The sequence below is a fragment of the Martinezella lusitana genome (assembly GCF_900094565.1).
GTDB lineage: Bacteria > Pseudomonadota > Alphaproteobacteria > Rhizobiales > Rhizobiaceae > Rhizobium > Rhizobium lusitanum.
In genome coordinates, this window is sequence record NZ_FMAF01000027.1 from 58929 (window position 1) to 78849 (window position 19921).

Sequence of the window (19921 nt, forward strand, 5' to 3'; positions counted from 1 at the left end):
CTAGTCTCCACAGTCTGAACCGTGAGGTTTTGTTTCTGGCCGACGCCATTATGGGACCGTTGCCGCTGCTCGATAAATGGCCTCATCGCAAGATCACCTCATGGACGCGAAACGCGCGCGACCGGTTGGCTCCGGGTCCGTCGCGTGTCTGTTGTGCGCTCAATCACAAGATCAGTTTCCGGAGGCTTGTCACTCATATGCAAAGCGGCGAGAAGCTGTACGACTTCCTGATCCCACGGGGAGAGACGATGATGCAAACGCAGGAAATCCATCCAGGTCGGCGTGCGGAATGTTTCTGTCCAACGGGAAGGCTTTCGAAGATTTCGCTGGAGCGTCCAGTCACGTGCGCCTGCCCGGGCCAGGGCGTATCTTCGAGTGCGCATGTGATCGAGGAAGATGTCCAGGTCGCTGTCGTCTATGGCATATTCCGTCCTCGCTGCAATCGGGCCGCTTCGGGGCTTCAGATCAAGCGCCACCGTTGGCGCCGGATAAACCGAGCCCTGCTGGTCTGCCTCGGCCGCCAGATGCACCGGCAGGACGAACCCTGATGCGGCGACGAGTAACAGGGCCGCTGCGGCAAGTTCGAGAGAAGATGCAAGCGAATAGGTCTGGGCGACGGTGCCCCAGATCCAACTGCCGGCTGCCATGCCGCCGGAGAGGAATGCGTAATAGATGGAGAGCGTACGGCCGACGACCCAGCGCGGACTTGCCAATTGCACCCAGACGTCGAACCCGGTCCAGGTGATGACCCAGCCGGCGCCTCCGATGACAAGCGCAAGTGTCGCCAAAGGTACTGAGGAGGTGAGGGCAAGTGAGATGCAACAAAACGCGCAAGCGATGGAAGCGATCGCCATCAGCCATTCCTGAGGAATCAATCTCCTTAAGAGCCGGTTGTTCAGTCCGGCGATGCAAGCGCCTGTTCCGAAACCGGCAAACAGTATGCCGTAGATGATTGGTCCGCCGGCCAAACGATCGAGGGCGACAAGCGGCAGAAGAGCAAGTATGGCAATGGCGGCAAGGCCGAAAAGGGTGGCACGTATGATCGCCGCCCGGATGTCGGAAGAAAGCGCCGTGAACCGCATTCCGTCATGGATTGCTGTTGAAATTCGCTCTGCAGGCAGCGGAGACTTGCGGACGTGCCACTTGTTGCGCAACACCGCGCCGAGAGGCGCTAAGTTGCTGCAGGCGGCAAAGAGAAAGGCCGCCAACGGACCGAGGAACGCGAGAATGGCTCCGCCCAAAGCCGGTCCAACGCTGCGCGTCATGTTGTATCCGACCGACATAAGCGTCACCGCAGCCGGAATATCTCGCTTGTCGAGGATATCGCCCACCGAGGCATGCCAAGCGGGGTCATTCAGCGCAAAGCCGCAGCCTGCGACAAATCCCAGACCTAGAATCAGCCAGGGACTAACGAAGCCGAAGGCGGCAGCAATCGCCAGTACGATGGAAGCGAGCGCAATCAATGAGAGCCCGGTGATCATGACCGATCGACGGCTATAGGTGTCGGCGATTGCTCCGGCGGGAATGGAGAGTATGAATGCCGGAAGCGTCGTTGAAGCCTGCACAAGCGCGACCATCAGATCCGAAGCGGAGATCGTCGCCATGAGCCAACTGATCGTGACGGTTTGCACCAGCCATCCCAGGTTGGCGACTTGCGTGGAACTCCAGATCGAACGGAATGCTATACTGCGTAGCGGATCAAGGGTGGTTGGCCCGCGCGCGGTGACGTCTTCGATCTGCATTCTTGATGGCTCTGAGCTTCGCATTGACACCGTGACGCCACAGATTATCCGCAACTCGGATACGAATTTCGGCGTTATTGGAGTTCTTGGCGCAGGAACCCTGCGTTGAGCGGGAGTGTATCAGGCAGTCCGACCAGTTCTAGCACGTTGCTGGCTTATTATTGAGCTTGTATGCCGTTTTTCCTTCCTGAACGATTATCCCTTCGGAAGTGCGTACCGGAGCACGCGCAATTCGTCCTCATCGCCGAGGGAAATTTCCAACACACGATTGGCGAGATCGTCATCGTCGTCGAGTTCGGCCATAGCCTGTTCGAACAGCTCGATCTGCATATCGAGGTCCATACCGGGCGGGCGGTTTAGGTAGACAGCCCGGCATGGATGGCAACGTCTGCATATTGCCCCTTCGTCCCGGGCTTGTCTTTCGGCCCGCGGAAGTCGACCGAGTTCTTCGTGACGAACGTCCAGTCGCCCTAAAGAATGATCGGTGTGAGCTCCCAGTCTTTCAGGCCACCCAGTTTTCATCCAGACGACATGGCTCGTTTCGCCATAACCTTTTTCCAGCGCCATCTTAGCCAGTTGAGGACTGAGGCACTCATCAATCAGAAACTTCATCCCGCCTTCGTGCGACGGGGGACGCGACGATCTGTGAGGATGACCGAACCTTCGGGAAGCTCGCCCAGCACGCGGGGCCGCCCGCGCAAGGGATTAGCTTCCGCATAGATTGTCGCGAGCCTGATCTTCTCTCTGTCCAGGCCAGGCCAGGTTTCGAGAATGCGCTCCGTGGAATTGCCCGCGGATACGGACGCGGCAACATCATGGACAGGAACGCGGGTGCCTCGAATGACAGGCGTCCCACCAAGGATGTCGGCCGACGATGTGACGACCTCCCGTGCTGCGGCAAGGTCGTCCAGCCGCTCGCTCGCGCCCCTCATAAAGGGCATGAGATCGATCGTCAGAAACTCGTGGTGCACGGTCCAATCTTCAAGCAACAGGGCGGACCACGGGAGGGTGCGGGCTCTCGCAAGCCGGGCCTCCGCCGTCCGGATAGTAGACAGGCGTTCTTCCGAGGTAAGGCGGCGGGCGCTTTCGAAGTAAAACGTGATAAGCGAGCAGGCTCCGGCGAGGACATGACGACCGTTGTCGAGCGATATGAACGCTTCCGGCAAGATGTGCTCGTCGATAACGCGATTGACGTCGCGCAGGCTCACGCGCGAGACAACGGCAGCCTCGCTCGCCTTCAGCATCTCGGCAACTGCTGGCATGGTTGAGCCATCGGTATTAATTCTTCCGATGGGTCGGAATATATAACTTGTTGGGGGCGATATCAAGGCCTGGGACGGATCGGCGGTCGCCGGTTGGACTTGAGGCATTGGGTTGATGAGGACGAGCCAAGATCGAAATCGCCGCTGGGCAATCGTTATATTGGTGCGCTATTTCGCTCCTTATGACGTCCTCTAGCGGAATTCCGCATTTTGCTTTATCTTAGAGTCATACGAAATTCCGGACACCGGCCAGCAGGCGAGCGATATTCCGCATGAGCACTACGATTTTCAATACTCTTGGCGAGCAACTGCTGGCCGCCCGCAAACGACGCGGTCTCAGCCAGCCTGCACTTGCGACAAGGCTCGGCCGGGACCGGGCACGAATATCGGAACTCGAAAGGGACCTTGCAACCGATCGACGGGGTAGGGATCGACTGACGCTGTTTGCCGAAATCTGCGATGCCCTCGACCTTGTGCCGGTCCTGCTGCCGAAGTCCCGGATGGGGGAAGTGAGGCAGTTGATTGGCGATGCTAGAGAACACCAGAATAAAGGTACGGCGGCCAGCGCATTTGAGGAACTTTTCGTCGATCTCGATGAAGACGACAATGGGGAACCGTGATGGCGAAATCTTCGGCGATCCTTGGCGTCCATCTTCTGGATCAGAACATCGGGAAGGTGAGGGTAGGGACCCTGACGCGCGATAGTGACGGCGCGGTCGCGTTTGTCGTTGCGGAAACGTTCCTGCGGGATCCAAGGCGGCCAATTTTGAGCCTGGGCTGGTTCGATCCTGACGATGACGAGGGCACACGCAATCGTCTGGCGCGGCGTGGGGACAAAATTGGGCTTCACGGCACATTGCCACCATGGTTTTCAGGATTGCTTCCAGAGGGCGCCCTCAGGGACCTCGTGTTGAACGAGATGGGGCCGGGCGATCACGATGAGTTCGACGTCCTGACCCGCCTCGGCGGCGATCTCCCCGGCGCAATCCTCGTCGTCCCCGAAACAGCGGTTCCAGCGTCAGCCGGCCCGATCACCATTGAAAAGAAAGATGGTGTGGATGTCCCGCTGCCCGATGGCACGGTCAAATTCTCGCTCGCCGGTGTGCAGCTCAAGTTCACGGCCAACGTCGAGGGCGACAGATTGACGGTTCCCGGTCGCGGTAACACCGGCCGCTGCATCATCAAGGTGGCAAGCGAGCGATACCCAGGGCTGCCGGAAGCTGAACATGCGGCCATGCAGATGGCAAGGACGATCGGCGTGCGGACAGCAAACTGCCGGCTTGTCTCCAGCACCGCGATCAGCGGCATCCCTGCGGAACTGTTGGCTCATGGTGAGCGCGTTCTCGTCGTCGATCGCTTCGACCGTGCCGACGATGATCGTCGCATTCACATCGAAGACGCAGCCCAAATTCTAGGAGCGATCGGCGATCGAAAATATACGATGGCGACGACCGAGACCATCATCAACATGGTGCGCCGCTTCAGCACCGACCATCGCGATGACATATTGGAAGCCATCCGCAGGGTAGTTGCAGACGTGCTTTTAGGCAATGGCGACAACCATCTCAAGAACTGGTCTTTCCGTTTCCCGGCACCTGGCGAAATCCGGCTGTCGCCGGCCTACGATATTGTCCCGACCGTTCTTTACATGCCGTCCGACACTATGGCGCTGAGGTTCGTCAAAACCCACAGCTTCGAAAGCGTGAACCTGCATCGCTTTGAGAGGGTCGCAAGTTTTCTTCGCCTGGACGCGAAGCTGATCACACGCGAGGTCGTTGCGACAGTCAGGCGTGCGCTGGAGCATTGGCCGACATCGGCGCCTAAACTACTGGGGGAAAAGAAAGCAAAGCAGCTTCTTGATCGCCTTGGCACGCTGAGCCTGGTGGACGAAGTGCGGCGTCAATCGTAGTCTTTGGCTCACGTCGGTCCGGGCCTTGCACTCTCTCTAATTCACCCCTATGTTTGGGGGTGGATTAGAAAGGGCAATAGGATGGAACATCTGACAACGGCACAAGCGGCTTTTGTGGTTGATGCGCCTCTAGACACTTTCAAAAAGGTTGTCGAGCGCGCGCCGATCAAGCCGCAACTCGTGAAGCGAGGCGGTCGGAATATTAGGCAGTTCGGTCAAGCCGAGCTGGTATTTCTCCATGCCTATGACGAACTCAAACAGGCGCTGACACCCAAGAGCCAGTCCGAATTCTACGAGGCGTTGCGAAGCTCTCTCAAACGCGGTCACGCGAAAGAGGTCGTGTTCGGTAAACAGCGCTACGACATTGGTCAGCACCTGGTCTTCGTCGAGCGTAAGCTGAAGGAACTCGACAAGCTCACTGCTCAAATCGACCTATCCGGCAAGGAACCGCTAATCCGGGGAACGCAAATCGAGGCGCATCGGATTGCCGCTCTCCTCGACGCCGGCGCGACTGTCAAAGATGTCCTTCGCGACTATCCCTCCTTGAAGGAGCAACAGGTCGTTTCCGCGGGAGTCTATGCGGAGGCGCATCCGAAGGCGGGGCGGCCGTATCCGAAGCAAACGGCAAAAGCCGCCATGCGCGCAGCCGATCTTAGCGCGTTGGATGACTGAGCTTGAAATATCTGCTCCATACAAATGTCTTAAAGGAAATCGGTCGACCCGAGCCGCACGAAAATGTGGCGGCCTCGATACGGTTGACGATACTGATCTCGCGATCAGCGTGATCTCGGTTCGAGAGGTTCCGAAAAGCATCGAGAGAAAGCGGAACACCGACGAGGCTGTCGCCCGCCGGTGGGGGCAAATGCCGGGACAATCGGACAAGATTCCGACGTTATCGGTTTGGCCGCGACGGCGCAGGTAAATGACCTTGTCGTCGTCACCCGAAACACCGCTGATTTTCAAGGGCGGGCGTCACAATCCTGGACCCGTTTAAGAAGACTGCCAAACCTGCCTGGCCAGGCTCGTCTGCCGATTAATCATGTTCGAAAATGCATTTAGTTCGTTTAGTGCGGAAAAGCCAAAATGATTATTGCAAAAGAGACGGTGCCCGGTTGAGCGACCGAAATGTGCTTGTGGTCGAGCCCGCATTCTTCATGCAACAAGGTGTCGATATGGTGTGCTGGGATGCCGCTCTCGGCTCTAAAAGCTTCCGCGAGCTCGATGTCGAACATCGCTCTCGTCATTCGGGCGCGAGCGCGCAAAATTTCCTTCTTCGCCTTGGTTAATGTTTCGCCATCGATTTTGTCGAGCCACGCGTTGTAGCGATCGCGCGCTGATGCGCTGCGTTCTTCTGCAGGCTTATTGAAACGCTGACGACCAGGCAGCATTCTGGTTAAGTGTAGATCGCGCCAGAAGATTGCTACCGGTCAGAGTGAACTGGCCGAGTCTCGCTGATCTCAACTTTGGGCAAGCTGCTGGCTTCAAAAAGAGGAGCACTAAGCCGCTTCTCTTCGTCCATCAAGTGGCCAAGCTGCCGTGCCGATAGCGCCGCGACTTTATGCACTAAAACGGAAACTATTAGGCTGCTGACGGCCATTGCGTAGGGAATCCAATTGGGCTGAACCCTTTCAATCGACAGAGAAATAAAGGTTGAGAAGCCACCGACTGCCAAGATCGAGATCGCTACACCGTTAAAATACGCGATTTGAGCCCGTAGTTGCTCTTTCTTCGCCTCAGACATCGACGGCCCTCCATTGATCCCGGCACGCAGTCATTTTCAACCCGGTAATATTAAAATGCGTGGCTTTATCAGCTCCGGAACATTATACCCTTGCACGGTGATCGTAAGCTCACGGTTGGCATCATCCTTGTGCCCGAACAAGTAGGTCCAACTGCTCTCAGAACGTTTCTGGACCAGCTTCTTGAATTTGGGGTGCGCTGGAGTAACCTCTCCGATCTTCGCAAGGACGGCGCTGAAATCCTTATTCCGATTAAAGATAAGGACCGCTGCTTTTGTATCTCGCCAGCTAAGATAAGAAAGCACCTGATCAAGGGTTTCCAGATAGCCCTTTTCGCCGGTCCAGAATTTGCATTCGCCAATAAAGATATTTTTCCTATCGACTTTGATCAGAATGTCGGACTTTCCTTCATAGTTGAAAGTTTCGGCCGTCGCATCGCCGGCAAAATGCCCATTGAGCTGGACTAGAAAATGGGTCCGCAAGCTCTCTCCATCGATTTCCCGGAACGCCCCGGGGCTTTGCTCCATGACGCCGACCATATTCTCCATCACCAATAGAACATGCTCATAGTCTTCTGGGGTGAGAATAGGCTCTGGCTTGTACGGATCGCGAGAAGCAACGGGCCTTGGGACAGAAGGATGAATGGTACGACGGACGGAAGGAACTGCGAACGTTTGGCTCGCGCCGGGGCGCTCCTTCATTTTAAAACCCAACCCAGCAAGAAGCGATTTGCCTCGGAGAAGTTTTTCCTTGCGATGGTCAATTGTTCTCATCGCTAAGTCCCCTAGGCTCGCGTTGTAGGCCTGCGCGTCATTTGTCAACCAGCTCAAATGCAGATTGATCGATGCAACCATTCCATCGATCTGCTGCCTCACGCGCTCTGCCGTAAGATCGGTTCCCGCGATGGAAAACGAGATAACGCCATCGTCCACATGCGCCCGGGGATTGTTGAAATTGCTGGTCGTGGGCTGGATATCAAATCCGACTTTATCGCCGGTGAAAGGCAGCTCGACGTCAACTGCCGTTCCAGTAATGTAATGCGGGCGCGAACGGTCATCTATCCACCTGTTTTGATCCTGACTGATATCGATTTGAGCTTCCCGTTGGTCGACCACCAAATCATCTGGGTAAATCGTGGGAACCTCGAACGCGAATTCGCTCACAAGGTAACGAGCCAGATCGGTGGTAGACGTATTGAGAAGCTCGTCGCCATTCTTGGCCTCGACAGTAGCAATCAGCTTTTGCCTCCACGCCTCTTGCGTTGCGAACCAGTCACCTTTGTTGAAAAGGTAGTCATTATACCAATCGGCATTGGTCAGAACCGATGTGCCCAGTCGCGCATTCCGATTGACATGATCTTCCAGGGCTGGTCGACCAGCTTGTTCCAAGCGGCGCAGCAATGATTGACGATGTCGTCGTAGGATGTGAAGACGCGGTTCGACAGCCAGTTGTCGCGCAGGAATTGCCAGACATTTTCAACAGGATTCAGTTCTGGGGATCGCGGCGGCAGGAAGAGCAGGGTGATGTTTTCCGGCACGATCAGCTTGGCCGATGAATGCCAACCCGCCTGATCGAGGATCAGAACCGCGTGCGCACCGTTATCGACCTCGCGGCTGATTTCCTGAAGGTGCGCGTTCATTGCCTCTGTGTCGCACCAGGGCATGACAATGCCTGCACCCTTACCCTTCTTCGGGCAGATCGCCCCGAATATGTAGGTCCATAGCGTTCGCTGATCGTGGGGGGCCGATGGACGCGTTCCCCGTTGCGCCCATCGCCGCGTCATCTTGTTCTTTTGCCCGATGCGGGCTTCATCTTGCCACCACAGCTCTATTTCTGTGCCTGGAGCGAGGGTCTTGCTGATCGCGCTGATCTCTTCCGGGAAACTTATGGAATGGCCCGCCCTTTCACCCAGCATCGAGTAGGATGCTGATATCGGGAAAGAGAAAGGAACGAGCGAATGTCTATTGCTATCCTCGGTGTTGATCTGGGCAAGAACTCTTGCAGCATAGTTGGCGTCGATGCGGCCGGTGCCGTGGTCGTTCGTCGTACAATGCGCCGGCAGACGCTGATCGACTATGTGACGAAGCTTCCGGCCTGTGTGGTCGCAATGGAAGCATGTTGCGGCGCGCATCATCTGGGACGCCTGTTTATGGCGCAAGGCCACCAGATCCGGTTGATGTCGCCCGAATACGTTCGCCCATATATCAAAGCGCAGAAGAACGATGACCGCGATGCGGAGGGGATCGCGGAGGCCGCTTCACGGCCGACAATGCGTTTCGTTGAACTCAAGAGCCAGGAGCAGTTAGATATCCAGACGTTGCATCGGGTGCGTTCGCGCCTCGTAGCCGAACGAACGAACCTTCTCAACCAATTGCGAGCGATCTTGCTGGAACGCGGGGTGATCTTTCCTGCTGGCAGGCGAAAGTTCGAGCTTGATTTGGATCGCATGCGTTCCGAGGGCAATGAGACCTTGTCGCCCCGCATGCGTCAGCTGATTGACGGGCTGCGTGCCGAATGGAAAGAGCTCGACGCGAAGATTGGGGCGCTGAACGATGAGTTTGTCCAACTGGCGCGCAACGATGCCGCCACACGCAGGTTGACCTCGATCCCTGGCATTGGGGTGCTCAACGCGACGGCTTTGGTCGCGGCCGTGGGTAATGCAAGCAGCTTTGCCAAGGCCCGAGACCTTGGCTCCTGGCTTGGGTTGGTTCCGAGACAATACAGCACGGGCGGCAAGGCACGGCTGCTTGGGATATCCAAGCGTGGCAACACCTATCTGCGCACTTTGCTCATCCATGGCGCGCGTGCGGCATTGCCATCGCTTTCAAAAAGCGACACTCCTTTGGGGCGATGGCTGACAGCAATGATCGAGAGAGGCGTGCATCGGAACGCAGTGGTGGTGGCGTTGGCCAACAAGCTGGCGCGTATCGCTTGGGCCGCTTTACGCAAAGAGACACGCTTCGAACGCGGTTACCTGGTAGCGACGGCATAATTGGGTCGGAACATGCTATCGCACGTAGCCCAATGAGGTTTGCAGGAAGGATCGTGAAGATGGCCTGACAGTCGATCGGCGTTTGGAAAGCCCGGTTTAAAAAATGGCACATGATGCCGAGAAACTTATGGGGCTCTAGACGCGCGGATGTCCATCTTGGCCATGGGGGCGACCCATGAGACCGTATACGTTGACGCAGACTGATCAGAACACCGTAAAATCTTCTTGCAGACGGGCGGGCCATACGTTTTTTAAAATCCTCCACCGCCAATTCGTTCTGGGCATAGTGGCGAGGACGGGCAGACAGCTTGGCAAAGCCCATGGCCTTCAACTCACGTCCCACGTGCTTTCGTCCAGCGATATCCGATAGTCCTCGAATATCAAGCGTGCCAGGTCCTTCAACCGCCAGCGCACAACGCCGTGAATCGCCGGGATCGGCCCCTTCTCCACAAGACGACGAAGCTCCTGGCGCTGATCGTCGTTGAGTTTCGGACGCTTGCCCGGAGCCTTCACGTTTAAAAGACCCTCAGGGCCTTGCGTGTTAAAGCGCTCGACCCAGTCCCGCACGATCTGCACAGTCACGCCACCAACTCTCGCGGCCTCGCCGCGCGTCGCTCCATCATAAATCTGCGCGAGAGCCAGAAGCCGCCGCGTCTGAGCGGCATCTTTCGACAGCCGCGCCGCCTTGCGCAAGTCATCGCCAACATAATCCGTCCGAAGCCGAAGTGCTGATCCCATGGCAAACCTCCCGTTTGCACCATGGATTCAGATTCATCGCGTTTTGTGAACCCTCAAGAGTCAGCAGCAATGCCGATTGGTATTAGAGCCAGAACGATAGCCGCGCATGGATAAACGTCTCCCAAGATCAAGCACTTAAGGAGATAATATATTACCGATTACCAGATATACCCATTCTGAGACCTACAATGAGCATTGCGCACAGCTTTTTTCAGTGTTGGCTGCTTTATATTGCGTCGGGTTACTGCATTTCGACGCTTGCCGCCCTCGTGGTTTTTTCATCCTGATGGGCGCCCCCGCTCCAGCTCTTTAGATATCGATCCGAATTTCAGAGAGTGACGGTACCCTCAATGCATGTCGTTACTTCGCCGCCAATCCAGATTTCCGCGCCCAACTGGTCCACATGGCCGGGAATTATCGGGGCACCCAAAATCGCAAAAACGCCCGCCAAGCATGTGATGTAGGCTCGCATAGCGCGAATCGATAAATGGCCGTATTGAACTGGGCAATCTATCTCGAATGACAACAGTTAAATGGGAACGCACGATACCATGCCGCATGAAATTCTCGACTTCGTTGCCCGAATAGCATGGCCGTCTGTCGCGTTGACAGCCATCGTCATTCTCGGACCGTTTGGCGTGTTAAAAACTACCTTGGGCGAAGTGGCGGTCAAGCTTTTTGGAATCACGTCAGCCGTGCATGATTTCAAAATAATCGCAACCGATTTTCACAAGACGCAGGAAGCCCTGAGAAATTCCACGGGTTGGGTGGACGAGTTGCAGATACAACTGCACTCAATTGCCGAGCAATTGGAAAGTCTGAGGCGTACGACACAGGACATCAACATCACGACCCAAGACTTGGCTATTACCGAGGGGAGCCGGTCGTTGGCACAGTCGGTCGAATCCGACGGTTCTGTCGAAAATGTCGAAGCAACCCTCCCCACTCTTTCCGTTGATCAGATGTATGATGATATTCGGGATCGCTGGTACACGTTGACGGAGCAGCTGAAGAGCAGGGTAGGTGCCGAAAACTTTGATGCTCGCTCCATCGGTGCTGTTGCTCGACGACACGTTGATGGTCGCCGTGCGCGTCCTCTCACTTTGATGGAGGCGGACAGGTTCGAACGACTTCATTCGCAGATGAAGCGTTTCAACCGCCTGCAGAGCACTCGGCACGAATGGTTGACACACGAAGTTTACAGCGCGTTCATTAAATCCGTCGAGCAGGCGACAGCCTCGCTCTCGGCAGCGAAGTCAGGACGAAGAGCTTGAAGATCGCTGCGCATGCCACGTGACAATTCTAATGGACCCGGCAGGAAACCTGCAAAAAGACATCCAAGTGGCCTTGCTTCGACAAAACATGACAGCTTGGCAGCGAACGTTTCTCGCCGACATCCAAGCTCTCTTTGAGCAGTCTGCCGGGATGCGCTCAAACTGCTCTGGTCGATCGCGCCATCGCAGCGGGTTGGCAGGTGGACGAGGTGCCAGGAGGACACATTCGCGTGGAGTCGGTGTTCTAAATGCTTGCCGGAAATGCAACCAATTCAATTGGCTCTACAGCTGCCAACATGGCGTTTCGACGAGCGAGGGTTTCGCGGTATTCCTGAGCCTCAACGTCTTTAAAGAATGGTGCACCAGGCGCGAGCCTCGCTACCGCCCGCTCGACCTCGTCAATCGACACTCTGAAGAATTCTTTGCGAAAGTTTTGAGCGTTGATGCGGGTCTTCTGGAATTCGTTGTGAAGCGCTCTCTCAAGGGCGGGAGCGTCGTCGCTGTAGATGATTGCATGAGTATCAAAGACAAACGGGACGCCGGCGTCACCAAGTTCGCGGACGCGATCGGCTGGATCCAGGCGCCTGGTCAGACCAATCTTTACGACCTCTTCGCCGAAAGAACCTATATTCGAGATAATGTAGACATATCCCGACCGCGTCTTCTCGGCCATCGCCTGCGCACGCTCAAACTTCGCGTGGGCATCAGCTAGGTCTTTTTCCAGCATCCGGATCTTTTCGTCGTATGCTCCAATTTGGTCGGCGGCGGCCTCATTCGCATCGGATTTGGCTTTGTCGAGAAGGCGCAGATAGCGATTCTCCTCCTCTTCCGCTCTTTCCATGTCCCGAAGCAGCTTCTGTTCCTCTCGCGCAGCGCGGGCCATCTCGGCGCGTTCCTCCCGCTCGGCCTTCAGCTTTTCACGGTATTCGTGGGTGACCTGCAACTCGACGAGTTTCTGTTTTAGAGTAAGCGCGAATTTCGCCGCACCTTTTTGCATTGAGCGTGTTTTGGCATGAAGTGTCCACTTAACGGAGGTGGACACCACGTGATTGAGAGCGATGAACAGAAACTGGCGGTGAGGCGGATTTTGCGCAACGGCCGCCGTCGATACGATCCGGCGTCGAAAGAGCGGCTGGTTGCTGCCTGCCTGGAGCCCGGCGTGTCGGTATCGCGGCTTGCGCTTGAACATGGGATCAATGCCAACCTTCTTCGGAAATGGATAAAGACGGCCAAGGACGCCGTTGCTTTGCCGCCACCTGCGCTGTCGGCGTTCATTCCGGTTCAAGTCAGCGCTGCGCAGCACAGTTTGCCGATGCAGAGCAGTTCGGTGGGCTGGCCTGCTTTGCCTGGTGAGGAGCGGCTGTCGAGGTCGTCGCCACTCCCAGCCAAGGTGAGCGCGGCTTTGCCGAATGGCGTGAAGCTGACGCTGGAATGCGGTGATGTGGATGCATTGACGGCAATCATCGGAGCTCTCGGCCATGTTCAGACTGGGCGCTGATCTCAACGTCTATCTGCATCGCGAACCGATCGACTTTCGCGCCGGCATCAACAGCCTTGCGGTCCTGGTGCAGGAGGTGATGGAGCTTGACCCGTTCGCGCCTGCGATCTTTGCGTTTTGCAATCGCCGCCGCGACCGGATGAAGTTGTTGTTCTTCGATCGGTCCGGTTTTGTGATGGTCCTGAAGCGCTTGACGGAAGACAGGTTCCGATGGCCACGCCGGGAGACTGCGGTGGTGACGCTTTCGACCGAGCAGCTCCACTGGATTCTCGACGGCATCGACATTGACGCGATGGTTCGCCATCCGGTGCGGCAATATCAAGTCGCTGGCTGAAGGATATCGAATTGAGCGGTTGACGCGGCGGCATGCTTTCGATTCAAGAATCTGATGAATCGAACTGGCGAACCGACTGTTGAGGAGCTGATGGCGCGCATTGCCGCGCTGCAGGCGGAAAACCGTCAACTTGCCGAGCGCGTCGTCAAACTCGAGGAAGAGCTGGCGCTTGCTCGCTCACATCGTTTTGCGCCGAAGAGCGAAAAGCACATTGATCGCCTCTTCAATGAAGCCGAACAGGTCGCCGGTGAGGATGACAGCGAAGAAGGCGATGTCGTCGATCTTCCGGACACCGGCTTGCCGCCGGCAGAAAAGCAGGAAGGCAAGAAGCGCGGCCGCCGACCGTTACCGGAAAACCTGCCGCGCGAACGCGTCGAATATGACCTGCCCGACGATCAGAAGGCTTGCCCCTGCTGCCATCACCAAATGCATCGCATGGGTGAGGCCGTTAGCGAGCAGCTTCATATCGAGGTGAAGGCAAAGGTCCTTCAGAATGTGCGGTTCAAATATGCCTGCCGGAATTGCGACCGCACCGGCATCAACACGCCGGTCATCATTGCGCCGATGCCCGCGCAACCCTTGCCGGGCAGCATTGCCACGGCCTCGACGCTAGCCTTCGCGTTGGTGCACAAATATGTCGATGGCACGCCACTCTATCGTCTGGCACAGGCCTTCGAGCGCGCCGGCGTTCCTGTCAGCCGCGGTGCTCTGGGGCACTGGGTGATCGGCTCGAGCGAGAAGCATCTCGTCCGCATCTATGACGCGCTGAAGCTGCGGCTTCGATCACAGTCTCTCATCCATGGCGACGAGACGACTGTTCAGGTCCTGAAGGAAAAGGACAGAGCGGCCACCGACACATCCTTCATGTGGGCTTATCGCAGCGGTGAGGACAGTGCCGAGCCGATCGTGCTTCTCGATTATCAGCCGGGCCGCGGACAGATCTATCCGCAGGCCTTTCTCGGCGATTACCGCGGCATATTGATGAGCGATGGTTATTCCGCCTGGCGCACGCTGGAGGGGGCCACCCACATTGGATGTATGGCCCATTCAAGACGGCGGTTTGTCAATGCTCTCAAGACGAGAAACAAACCCGGCGGCCCACCGGAGCAGGCCCTCAAGTTCTTCGAACAACTCTACCGGATTGAAAAGCAAGCGCGCGACGAAATACCGGATGACGGCGAAACGCGAGATCATTGCATTCGCCGCTTTCGCCAGGAACATAGCGTTCCCATCCTGAATGCCCTGAAAAAATGGCTCGATGAAATCGCCCCGAAGGTCTTGCCGGACAGCAAGCTTGGCGATGCCATCTCCTACACGCTGAACCAATGGGAATATCTGACGCGTTACACAAATGATGGCAGGATGCCGATCGACAACAACCTTCTGGAGCGTGACATCAGGATTTTTGCAACTGGCAGAAAAAGCTGGCTGTTCAGCGACACCGTCGATGGAGCAAAGGCCAGCGCCGTGGTCTACAGCCTCATGCTGACATGCCGGGCTTGCGGCGTCGAGCCACTGGCCTACTTGCGCCACGTCCTCACCGAGTTGCCGCAGCGCGCCGACGACGCCGACATCTCTGACCTGCTGCCATTCAACTTTCCAAAGGCCGCAGCGGCCTGATCAACGCAGAAACCGTTCCCAAGTCGAACACCGCGCCGGAATCGCGGGCGTCAACGTGCAGGGAAATGAGCGTTTACGTTTTAGATACTCATCGGTAATATGGACGTCGTTCGTAGCGTTCAGATTGTCTATTTGCTGGCGAGCGTTGACGATCCGCTTTTCCATCGCGTTCGCATTGTTCCAGCGGACATTTGCGACCGCTGCATCGCACTCGTTGTTGAAAGCTCTGAGCGCGAGCTTCACGTTGCGATTGTTCATCGTCTGGCCCTTGGCCTTACTGCCACTAACCGTCCACTCCGTTTTTGCGATTGCAGCGATCTTGTTCGAAACCATCCGTTTCTGGGTCTCGCGGTTCTCAATGATCGTTTGTTTGTACTGCTCACTGTCGGTGTAATCGAAATGAGGCTCATATACGCCCATCTCGGCGAACGCCAATTTCTCATCGAAAATCGCTACCTCCTTTGCGAGGCGGTCGAAGATCGCTTTCTTTTCGTTATAGGAAGACCTCAAATTTGAAATGTCCACTGAGACTGAATTCGCGATATCGCGTAGTCGCTGGACTTCTGCTTCCTCATTTAGGATAGGGCTATATTTTACTTCCAACGCACGCACGCTGCCCTCGGCACGTTTTTTGCGTATGGACTGTTTCCACGCAATGACGCTCGCAACAATCGCCCAAAGCGGAAACCCAATGATAAATACAAGCCCAATGATTTGACCGCTTGTCATTATGAACTCCCCTGCCACCCCTGGATGAGGACGTTAAGCTGCGATCTCGACTTTGCAAGCGGATGTTACGGATAACATTAGTTGTGCAGCGGTTTAATTTCGCCTGCCGACTGAGCAGGTGCCGCGTCCCGAATGATGCGAGCTGTGCAGAGCTGCGCCAGGAACGGAGATCTGCGAAGATGATCATCTTACCCATGTATCTCGGTGTCTTACGCATCCAGGAGCAGAGTTTATGGCTCAAACAACTCGCGGAAGCCTTGCGGCTTGATGACGAGGTATTGGTTGCAGTTCCTGCCAGCTCACCCATACCGCTTTGTTCTGGGAAGCGGCCAGCATATCCAATTTGGCTTCGATAAGGTAATTCTGGGTCTCGATCCTTTAGGTCAATGGAAAGAACGGCAGGCTTTCATCGCATAGACGCAGCATCCGCTTGAGTGAGGCCTTCAAGTTCACCGCGCAAAGCCGGTGGGGCGAAACAGTATGGTCACCTAACCGGCAAAAGGCGTTTGTATTTTCGTGTCTTGAAGAACACTATTCATGCAAATCTTCCATCTTGAACTCCTCGGGTCGAAAATGGGCGTGTATTTCAAGTTGCAAACCGTTGACACGCAAAGCGCCTCAATCGCTTATTGGAGGAGGGCGATTCAATGGATCAGCTGAGAGGGAGCGCTCGGCTGAGGTTATTTGTAAGTCATGTCTATACTACTGCGAACGATATCGGCGTTTCCGACGGGCCGGACAACGAACGAACTATTTGCGTTGCTTGATGTCGATTTTGATCCGCGCAGGCGTACGGAAATTTACGCCGAGTTATCTGCCCTCAGCGAAGCTGGAAAAGTGGCCAAAGGCCGCGATGGTCGGTGGCGCCCAATTGCCACCGCGAACAAGACAGGCACCCAACCCGTTTCTTCAATTGCCACCAATACCATAGTAACTGACAATCTTACCCTCAGGCCCGTCCACGCGACTTTCCGGACCTCAAGGTCTTCCGTCGGCGAAGGTGAAGTCGCAGATACTTTCGCGGCGTTCGATCCCAATGCGTTGCTTCGATACTATCGATCCGCATTACGATCAGACCCGAGAGGTGCGATCACTCAAGTTGAAGATCGCCATTCTGTTCAATGGCAACTGTTCACTGGCCTTGGGCCTCTGACGCCCGAAGAGGGGCAGGTCCTCACCATCTCGATACCTCTCGACGAGTTGCCAGATGACTTTCGGCAGGCTCTCGTCAAGCGGGAAGCGAACGAACAGTCGCTCGCCGTGGGCTGGCCTCTGGGTGTTGGGAAAAAGCAAGGTGTAGCTGTTGTCTGGCCGGTTGGTCTCATCAGCGCTGACTGGAAGCGCAGTCCGACGCACCTAGAAGTATCGATCGATACGGATGACATCGTCGCAAACCCCGACTGGATCAAGGGCGTGGCGAGAAGCGCCAATTGGAAAGAGGCAGGGCTGCGCGACGTGTTCACGCAGGCCGAGGGATTGGGCTTCCGGCGGGATGAATTTCTCTCCCGATTGAAGGAGGCTGTTTCGGGCACCTTTCGGGGACGTATCTCAGGCCAGCAAATGCGAATTGAGCTGGATCCTAACATCGTCTGTTGGTTTCCACGCAGAACTGAGCCGGTTAGGCGCATAATTTCCATTGAGAATTGAGCCATGTGAACCTTCCCCCAGCGCGGAGAGCGACGGGGGCAACGGAGTGATCCACATGGGACTTTTAAACATTATCCGCCGGATGGCGTTGCGCGAGAAGCTATCGATCCGCGAGATCAGTCGGCGCACCGGGCTGTCGCGGAACACAATCGCGAAGTATCTGAGCGCGGGCACGATCGAGCCGACGTTCACGGTACCGGAGCGGCCGAGCAAGCTTGATCCTTTTGCCGACAAACTGGCGGCCTGGCTGAAGACCGAGGCCGGGAGGTCACGCAAGCAGCGCCGAACGCTGAAGCAACTTCATGCCGATCTGGTGGTTCTGGGCTTTACCGGCTCCTACGGTCGCGTCGCTGCCTTTGCCCGTGAGTGGCGGGCTGAGCAGCAGACGGCCGGCCGAGGCATATTCGTTCCTCTGTCTTTCCGCCCAGGCGAAGCATTCCAATTCGATTGGAGTGAAGACTATGCCGTGATCGGCGGCGAGCGCACGAAGCTTCAGGTCGCGCATATCAAGTTGGCGCACAGCCGGGCCTTTCTGGTCAGAGCCTACCTGCTGCAAACCCATGAGATGCTCTTCGACGCCCACTGGCACGGCTTCCGGGTCTTCGGCGGTGTGCCTGCGCGAGGGATCTACGACAATATGCGCACCGCGGTCGATCGCGTCGGCCGCGGCAAGGAGCGGCAGGTCAACATCCGCTTCCTGGCGATGACGAACCACTACGTCTTTGCGCCCGAGTTCTGTAATCCTGCTGCGGGCTGGGAGAAAGGGCAGGTCGAGAAGAATGTTCAGGATGCCCGACCACGTTTGTGGCAACAGATGCCGGACTTTCCCGATCTGCCGGCGTTGAACGCCTGGCTGGAACAGCATTGCCAGGACCTGTGGCGGGAGACACCGCATGGCACCTTGCCCGGCACGATTGCGGATGTATGGGCTGATGAGCGGGCATCATTGATGACACTGCCTGCCGCGTTTGACGGCTTTGTCGAGCAAAGCAAACGGGTCTCACCCACCTGCCTGATCACCTTCGAACGAAACCGCTATAGCGTGCCCGCATCGTTTGCGAACCGGCCCGTCAGCCTGCGAATCTATCCCGAGCGGCTGGTCGTTGCAGCCGAGGGCAACGTTCTTTGCGAACATGTGCGGGTCATTGAGCGCAGTCACGACAAGCCGCCGCGGACGATTTACGACTGGCGACACTACCTTGCCGTCATCCAACGCAAGCCCGGTGCCTTGCGCAATGGCGCACCCTTCCTGGAACTACCACCGGCCTTTCGACAACTGCAGGACCAGATGCTTCGCCGCCCCGGCGGTGATCGCGAGATGGCCGATATCCTTTCTCTCGTTCTTCATCACGACGAACAGGTCGTCCTCCGCGCTGTGGAACTGGCTCTGGATGCCGGCGTGGCAACCAAAACGCATGTGTTGAACCTGCTGCATCGGCTGATCGACGGCAAGACCAGTGATGGTCCCGATATCGACACACCACAGGCGCTGACCTTGCTGCGCGAACCCAAGGCCAATGTCGAACGCTATGACGGGCTGCGTGTCCGGATCGTAGGAGGTCGCCATGCGTCATGATCCAGCCAGCGCCGCCGTCGTCATCATGCTGCGTAGTCTGAAGATGTATGGCATGGCCCAAGCGGTCACGGATCTGATCGAGCAAGGAGCGCCAGCCTTCGATGCGGCCGTGCCGATCCTGTCCCAGTTGCTGAAAGCGGAAATGGCCGAACGCGAGGTCCGCTCCATCGCCTATCACATGAAGGCTGCCCGCTTCCCGGCCTACAAGGACATCTCCGGATACGACTTCGCCGCCAGCGAAATCAACGAAGCGACGGTGCGCCAACTGCACCGATGCGAGTTCATGGACGGAGCGCAGAATGTCGTGCTCGTCGGCGGGCCTGGCACGGGAAAAACACATATCGCGACCGCTCTCGGTGTCCAGGCGATCGAGCATCATCGCCGAAAGGTCCGCTTCTTCTCGACCATCGAATTGGTCAACGCCCTCGAGCAGGAGAAGGCCAAAGGCAAGGCCGGTCAGATCGCTGAGACGTTGGTTCGTCTCGATCTGCTGATCTTGGATGAACTCGGATACCTTCCGTTCAGCGCTTCGGGCGGCGCATTGCTCTTCCACCTGCTGAGCAAGCTTTACGAGCGCACCAGCGTCATCATCACCACCAACCTAAGCTTCAGCGAATGGGCCACAGTCTTCGGCGACGCCAAGATGACGACCGCTTTGCTCGACCGCCTGACCCACCGTTGCCACATCCTGGAAACCGGAAATGACAGCTTTCGATTCAAGGCCAGTTCGGCCGCCGCGGCGCAAAAGAGAGGAGAAAAAGCCAGCCCATTGACCAAACCCTGATCAGAAAACCATACTCAGAGGTGGCTCACTTCTCGGTGGAAAAACCGGCTCAGTTCCGCGTGGAAACCAACAATCGT

20 protein-coding genes and 1 pseudogene are annotated in these 19921 nt (G+C 56.7%); 11 read left to right on the top strand and 10 right to left on the bottom strand.

Going from position 1 to position 19921, the window contains the following annotated elements:
* Nucleotides 1-98: 98 nt before the first annotated feature.
* From GA0061101_RS31125 to GA0061101_RS31135, 3 genes are all read right to left on the bottom strand, one after another.
* The gene (locus GA0061101_RS31125) at nucleotides 99-1742 is read right to left on the bottom strand and encodes an MFS transporter (RefSeq protein WP_004118282.1); all 1644 of its coding nucleotides are present in this window, start codon (nucleotides 1740-1742) and stop codon (nucleotides 99-101) included.
* Nucleotides 1743-1937: 195 nt separating this feature from the next.
* Entirely contained in the window at nucleotides 1938-2354 is a 417-nt protein-coding gene (locus GA0061101_RS39610) for a hypothetical protein (RefSeq protein WP_004118284.1), read from the bottom strand.
* Entirely contained in the window at nucleotides 2351-3004 is a 654-nt protein-coding gene (locus tag GA0061101_RS31135; RefSeq protein ID WP_004118290.1) for a DUF433 domain-containing protein, read from the bottom strand. The genes GA0061101_RS39610 and GA0061101_RS31135 overlap by 4 nt, the downstream gene beginning before the upstream one ends.
* A 272-nt stretch (nucleotides 3005-3276) precedes the next feature.
* On the opposite strand from GA0061101_RS31135, the gene GA0061101_RS31140 reads away from it, so the two are divergent.
* From GA0061101_RS31140 to GA0061101_RS31150, 3 genes are all read left to right on the top strand, one after another.
* Entirely contained in the window at nucleotides 3277-3624 is a 348-nt protein-coding gene (locus GA0061101_RS31140; protein WP_004118293.1) for a helix-turn-helix domain-containing protein, read from the top strand.
* Nucleotides 3624-4913, top strand: a complete 1290-nt coding sequence (locus GA0061101_RS31145; RefSeq protein ID WP_004118296.1) for a type II toxin-antitoxin system HipA family toxin — start codon at nucleotides 3624-3626, stop codon at nucleotides 4911-4913. Before GA0061101_RS31140 ends, GA0061101_RS31145 begins: the two co-directional genes overlap by 1 nt.
* A gap of 81 nt (nucleotides 4914-4994) precedes the next feature.
* Nucleotides 4995-5585 carry a DUF433 domain-containing protein gene (locus GA0061101_RS31150; protein WP_004118299.1) on the top strand — a complete coding sequence of 197 codons (591 nt, stop codon included), beginning with the start codon at nucleotides 4995-4997 and terminating at the stop codon, nucleotides 5583-5585.
* A 392-nt stretch (nucleotides 5586-5977) separates the two neighbouring features.
* On the opposite strand, the gene GA0061101_RS31160 is transcribed toward GA0061101_RS31150, so the two are convergent.
* From GA0061101_RS31160 to GA0061101_RS31175, 4 genes and pseudogenes are all read right to left on the bottom strand, one after another.
* Complete coding sequence (locus GA0061101_RS31160) at nucleotides 5978-6301, bottom strand: hypothetical protein (RefSeq protein WP_004118301.1); 324 nt, start codon at nucleotides 6299-6301, stop codon at nucleotides 5978-5980.
* Between the two features lie 32 nt (nucleotides 6302-6333).
* Nucleotides 6334-6654: a hypothetical protein gene (locus GA0061101_RS31165; RefSeq protein WP_004118303.1), complete on the bottom strand. Its 321-nt coding sequence runs from the start codon at nucleotides 6652-6654 to the stop codon at nucleotides 6334-6336.
* A 36-nt stretch (nucleotides 6655-6690) separates the two neighbouring features.
* On the bottom strand, nucleotides 6691-8052 hold the full coding sequence (locus tag GA0061101_RS31170) for a hypothetical protein (RefSeq protein ID WP_240535429.1): 1362 nt from the start codon (nucleotides 8050-8052) through the stop codon (nucleotides 6691-6693).
* Nucleotides 7968-8495, bottom strand: a pseudogene (locus tag GA0061101_RS31175) (IS630 family transposase); the annotation flags it as partial. The gene GA0061101_RS31170 and the pseudogene GA0061101_RS31175, both read right to left, overlap by 85 nt.
* A gap of 114 nt (nucleotides 8496-8609) precedes the next feature.
* On the opposite strand from GA0061101_RS31175, the gene GA0061101_RS31180 reads away from it, so the two are divergent.
* Entirely contained in the window at nucleotides 8610-9644 is a 1035-nt protein-coding gene (locus tag GA0061101_RS31180) for an IS110 family RNA-guided transposase (protein ID WP_004118306.1), read from the top strand.
* Between the two features lie 327 nt (nucleotides 9645-9971).
* Here GA0061101_RS31180 and GA0061101_RS31190 read toward each other — a convergent pair whose 3' ends face one another.
* Nucleotides 9972-10382 (bottom strand): helix-turn-helix domain-containing protein, encoded by a 411-nt coding sequence (locus tag GA0061101_RS31190; RefSeq protein ID WP_004118308.1) that lies wholly within the window; start codon nucleotides 10380-10382, stop codon nucleotides 9972-9974.
* A gap of 551 nt (nucleotides 10383-10933) precedes the next feature.
* Here GA0061101_RS31190 and GA0061101_RS31195 point away from each other — a divergent pair.
* A complete protein-coding gene (locus GA0061101_RS31195; RefSeq protein ID WP_245276698.1) occupies nucleotides 10934-11656 on the top strand; it encodes a hypothetical protein in 723 nt (240 codons plus the stop codon).
* 244 nt (nucleotides 11657-11900) lie between these two features.
* Here the strand turns inward: GA0061101_RS31195 and GA0061101_RS31200 are convergent, their stop codons facing one another.
* Nucleotides 11901-12845, bottom strand: a complete 945-nt coding sequence (locus GA0061101_RS31200; protein ID WP_240535430.1) for a GIY-YIG nuclease family protein — start codon at nucleotides 12843-12845, stop codon at nucleotides 11901-11903.
* Between GA0061101_RS31200 and tnpA the strand changes: the two genes are divergently transcribed.
* From tnpA to tnpC, 3 genes are read left to right on the top strand one after another with little or no spacing between them, the layout of a single operon-like run.
* Nucleotides 12732-13154, top strand: coding sequence for an IS66-like element accessory protein TnpA (tnpA, locus tag GA0061101_RS31205; RefSeq protein WP_240535431.1), 423 nt, complete (start codon nucleotides 12732-12734; stop codon nucleotides 13152-13154). The genes GA0061101_RS31200 and tnpA overlap by 114 nt on opposite strands.
* Nucleotides 13135-13488 carry an IS66 family insertion sequence element accessory protein TnpB gene (tnpB, locus tag GA0061101_RS31210; protein WP_004118312.1) on the top strand — a complete coding sequence of 118 codons (354 nt, stop codon included), beginning with the start codon at nucleotides 13135-13137 and terminating at the stop codon, nucleotides 13486-13488. Before tnpA ends, tnpB begins: the two co-directional genes overlap by 20 nt.
* Nucleotides 13489-13542: 54 nt before the next feature.
* Complete coding sequence (gene tnpC / locus GA0061101_RS31215) at nucleotides 13543-15108, top strand: IS66 family transposase (RefSeq protein ID WP_004118315.1); 1566 nt, start codon at nucleotides 13543-13545, stop codon at nucleotides 15106-15108.
* Here tnpC and GA0061101_RS31220 read toward each other — a convergent pair whose 3' ends face one another.
* A complete protein-coding gene (locus GA0061101_RS31220; protein WP_051043305.1) occupies nucleotides 15109-15837 on the bottom strand; it encodes an SNIPE associated domain-containing protein in 729 nt (242 codons plus the stop codon).
* 759 nt (nucleotides 15838-16596) lie between these two features.
* On the opposite strand from GA0061101_RS31220, the gene GA0061101_RS31225 reads away from it, so the two are divergent.
* Genes GA0061101_RS31225 through istB form a run of 3 tightly spaced genes read left to right on the top strand, consistent with a single transcriptional unit; the run spans nucleotide 16597 to nucleotide 19844 of the window.
* Nucleotides 16597-17484 (top strand): hypothetical protein, encoded by an 888-nt coding sequence (locus GA0061101_RS31225; RefSeq protein WP_183932624.1) that lies wholly within the window; start codon nucleotides 16597-16599, stop codon nucleotides 17482-17484.
* A gap of 55 nt (nucleotides 17485-17539) precedes the next feature.
* A complete protein-coding gene (gene istA, locus GA0061101_RS31230) occupies nucleotides 17540-19060 on the top strand; it encodes an IS21 family transposase (protein ID WP_141694140.1) in 1521 nt (506 codons plus the stop codon).
* Nucleotides 19050-19844, top strand: coding sequence for an IS21-like element helper ATPase IstB (gene istB / locus GA0061101_RS31235; protein ID WP_004118321.1), 795 nt, complete (start codon nucleotides 19050-19052; stop codon nucleotides 19842-19844). The genes istA and istB overlap by 11 nt, the downstream gene beginning before the upstream one ends.
* Nucleotides 19845-19921: the final 77 nt, after the last annotated feature.

Coding starts and splice junctions, on each gene's coding strand:
- tnpB (WP_004118312.1), top strand. CDS start 13,135: ATGTTCAGACTGGGCGCTGATCTCAACGTCTATCTGCATCGCGAACCG.
- GA0061101_RS31140 (WP_004118293.1), top strand. CDS start 3,277: ATGAGCACTACGATTTTCAATACTCTTGGCGAGCAACTGCTGGCCGCC.
- GA0061101_RS31150 (WP_004118299.1), top strand. CDS start 4,995: ATGGAACATCTGACAACGGCACAAGCGGCTTTTGTGGTTGATGCGCCT.
- GA0061101_RS39610 (WP_004118284.1), bottom strand. CDS start 2,354: ATGAAGTTTCTGATTGATGAGTGCCTCAGTCCTCAACTGGCTAAGATG.
- GA0061101_RS31180 (WP_004118306.1), top strand. CDS start 8,610: ATGTCTATTGCTATCCTCGGTGTTGATCTGGGCAAGAACTCTTGCAGC.
- GA0061101_RS31200 (WP_240535430.1), bottom strand. CDS start 12,845: ATGTTCAAGCGCAAGCCGCGATACCGACACGCCGGGCTCCAGGCAGGC.
- GA0061101_RS31220 (WP_051043305.1), bottom strand. CDS start 15,837: ATGACAAGCGGTCAAATCATTGGGCTTGTATTTATCATTGGGTTTCCG.
- GA0061101_RS31190 (WP_004118308.1), bottom strand. CDS start 10,382: ATGGGATCAGCACTTCGGCTTCGGACGGATTATGTTGGCGATGACTTG.
- tnpC (WP_004118315.1), top strand. CDS start 13,543: ATGAATCGAACTGGCGAACCGACTGTTGAGGAGCTGATGGCGCGCATT.
- GA0061101_RS31165 (WP_004118303.1), bottom strand. CDS start 6,654: ATGTCTGAGGCGAAGAAAGAGCAACTACGGGCTCAAATCGCGTATTTT.
- GA0061101_RS31135 (WP_004118290.1), bottom strand. CDS start 3,004: ATGCCAGCAGTTGCCGAGATGCTGAAGGCGAGCGAGGCTGCCGTTGTC.
- GA0061101_RS31160 (WP_004118301.1), bottom strand. CDS start 6,301: ATGCTGCCTGGTCGTCAGCGTTTCAATAAGCCTGCAGAAGAACGCAGC.
- GA0061101_RS31195 (WP_245276698.1), top strand. CDS start 10,934: ATGCCGCATGAAATTCTCGACTTCGTTGCCCGAATAGCATGGCCGTCT.
- istA (WP_141694140.1), top strand. CDS start 17,540: ATGGGACTTTTAAACATTATCCGCCGGATGGCGTTGCGCGAGAAGCTA.
- GA0061101_RS31125 (WP_004118282.1), bottom strand. CDS start 1,742: ATGCAGATCGAAGACGTCACCGCGCGCGGGCCAACCACCCTTGATCCG.
- istB (WP_004118321.1), top strand. CDS start 19,050: ATGCGTCATGATCCAGCCAGCGCCGCCGTCGTCATCATGCTGCGTAGT.
- GA0061101_RS31145 (WP_004118296.1), top strand. CDS start 3,624: ATGGCGAAATCTTCGGCGATCCTTGGCGTCCATCTTCTGGATCAGAAC.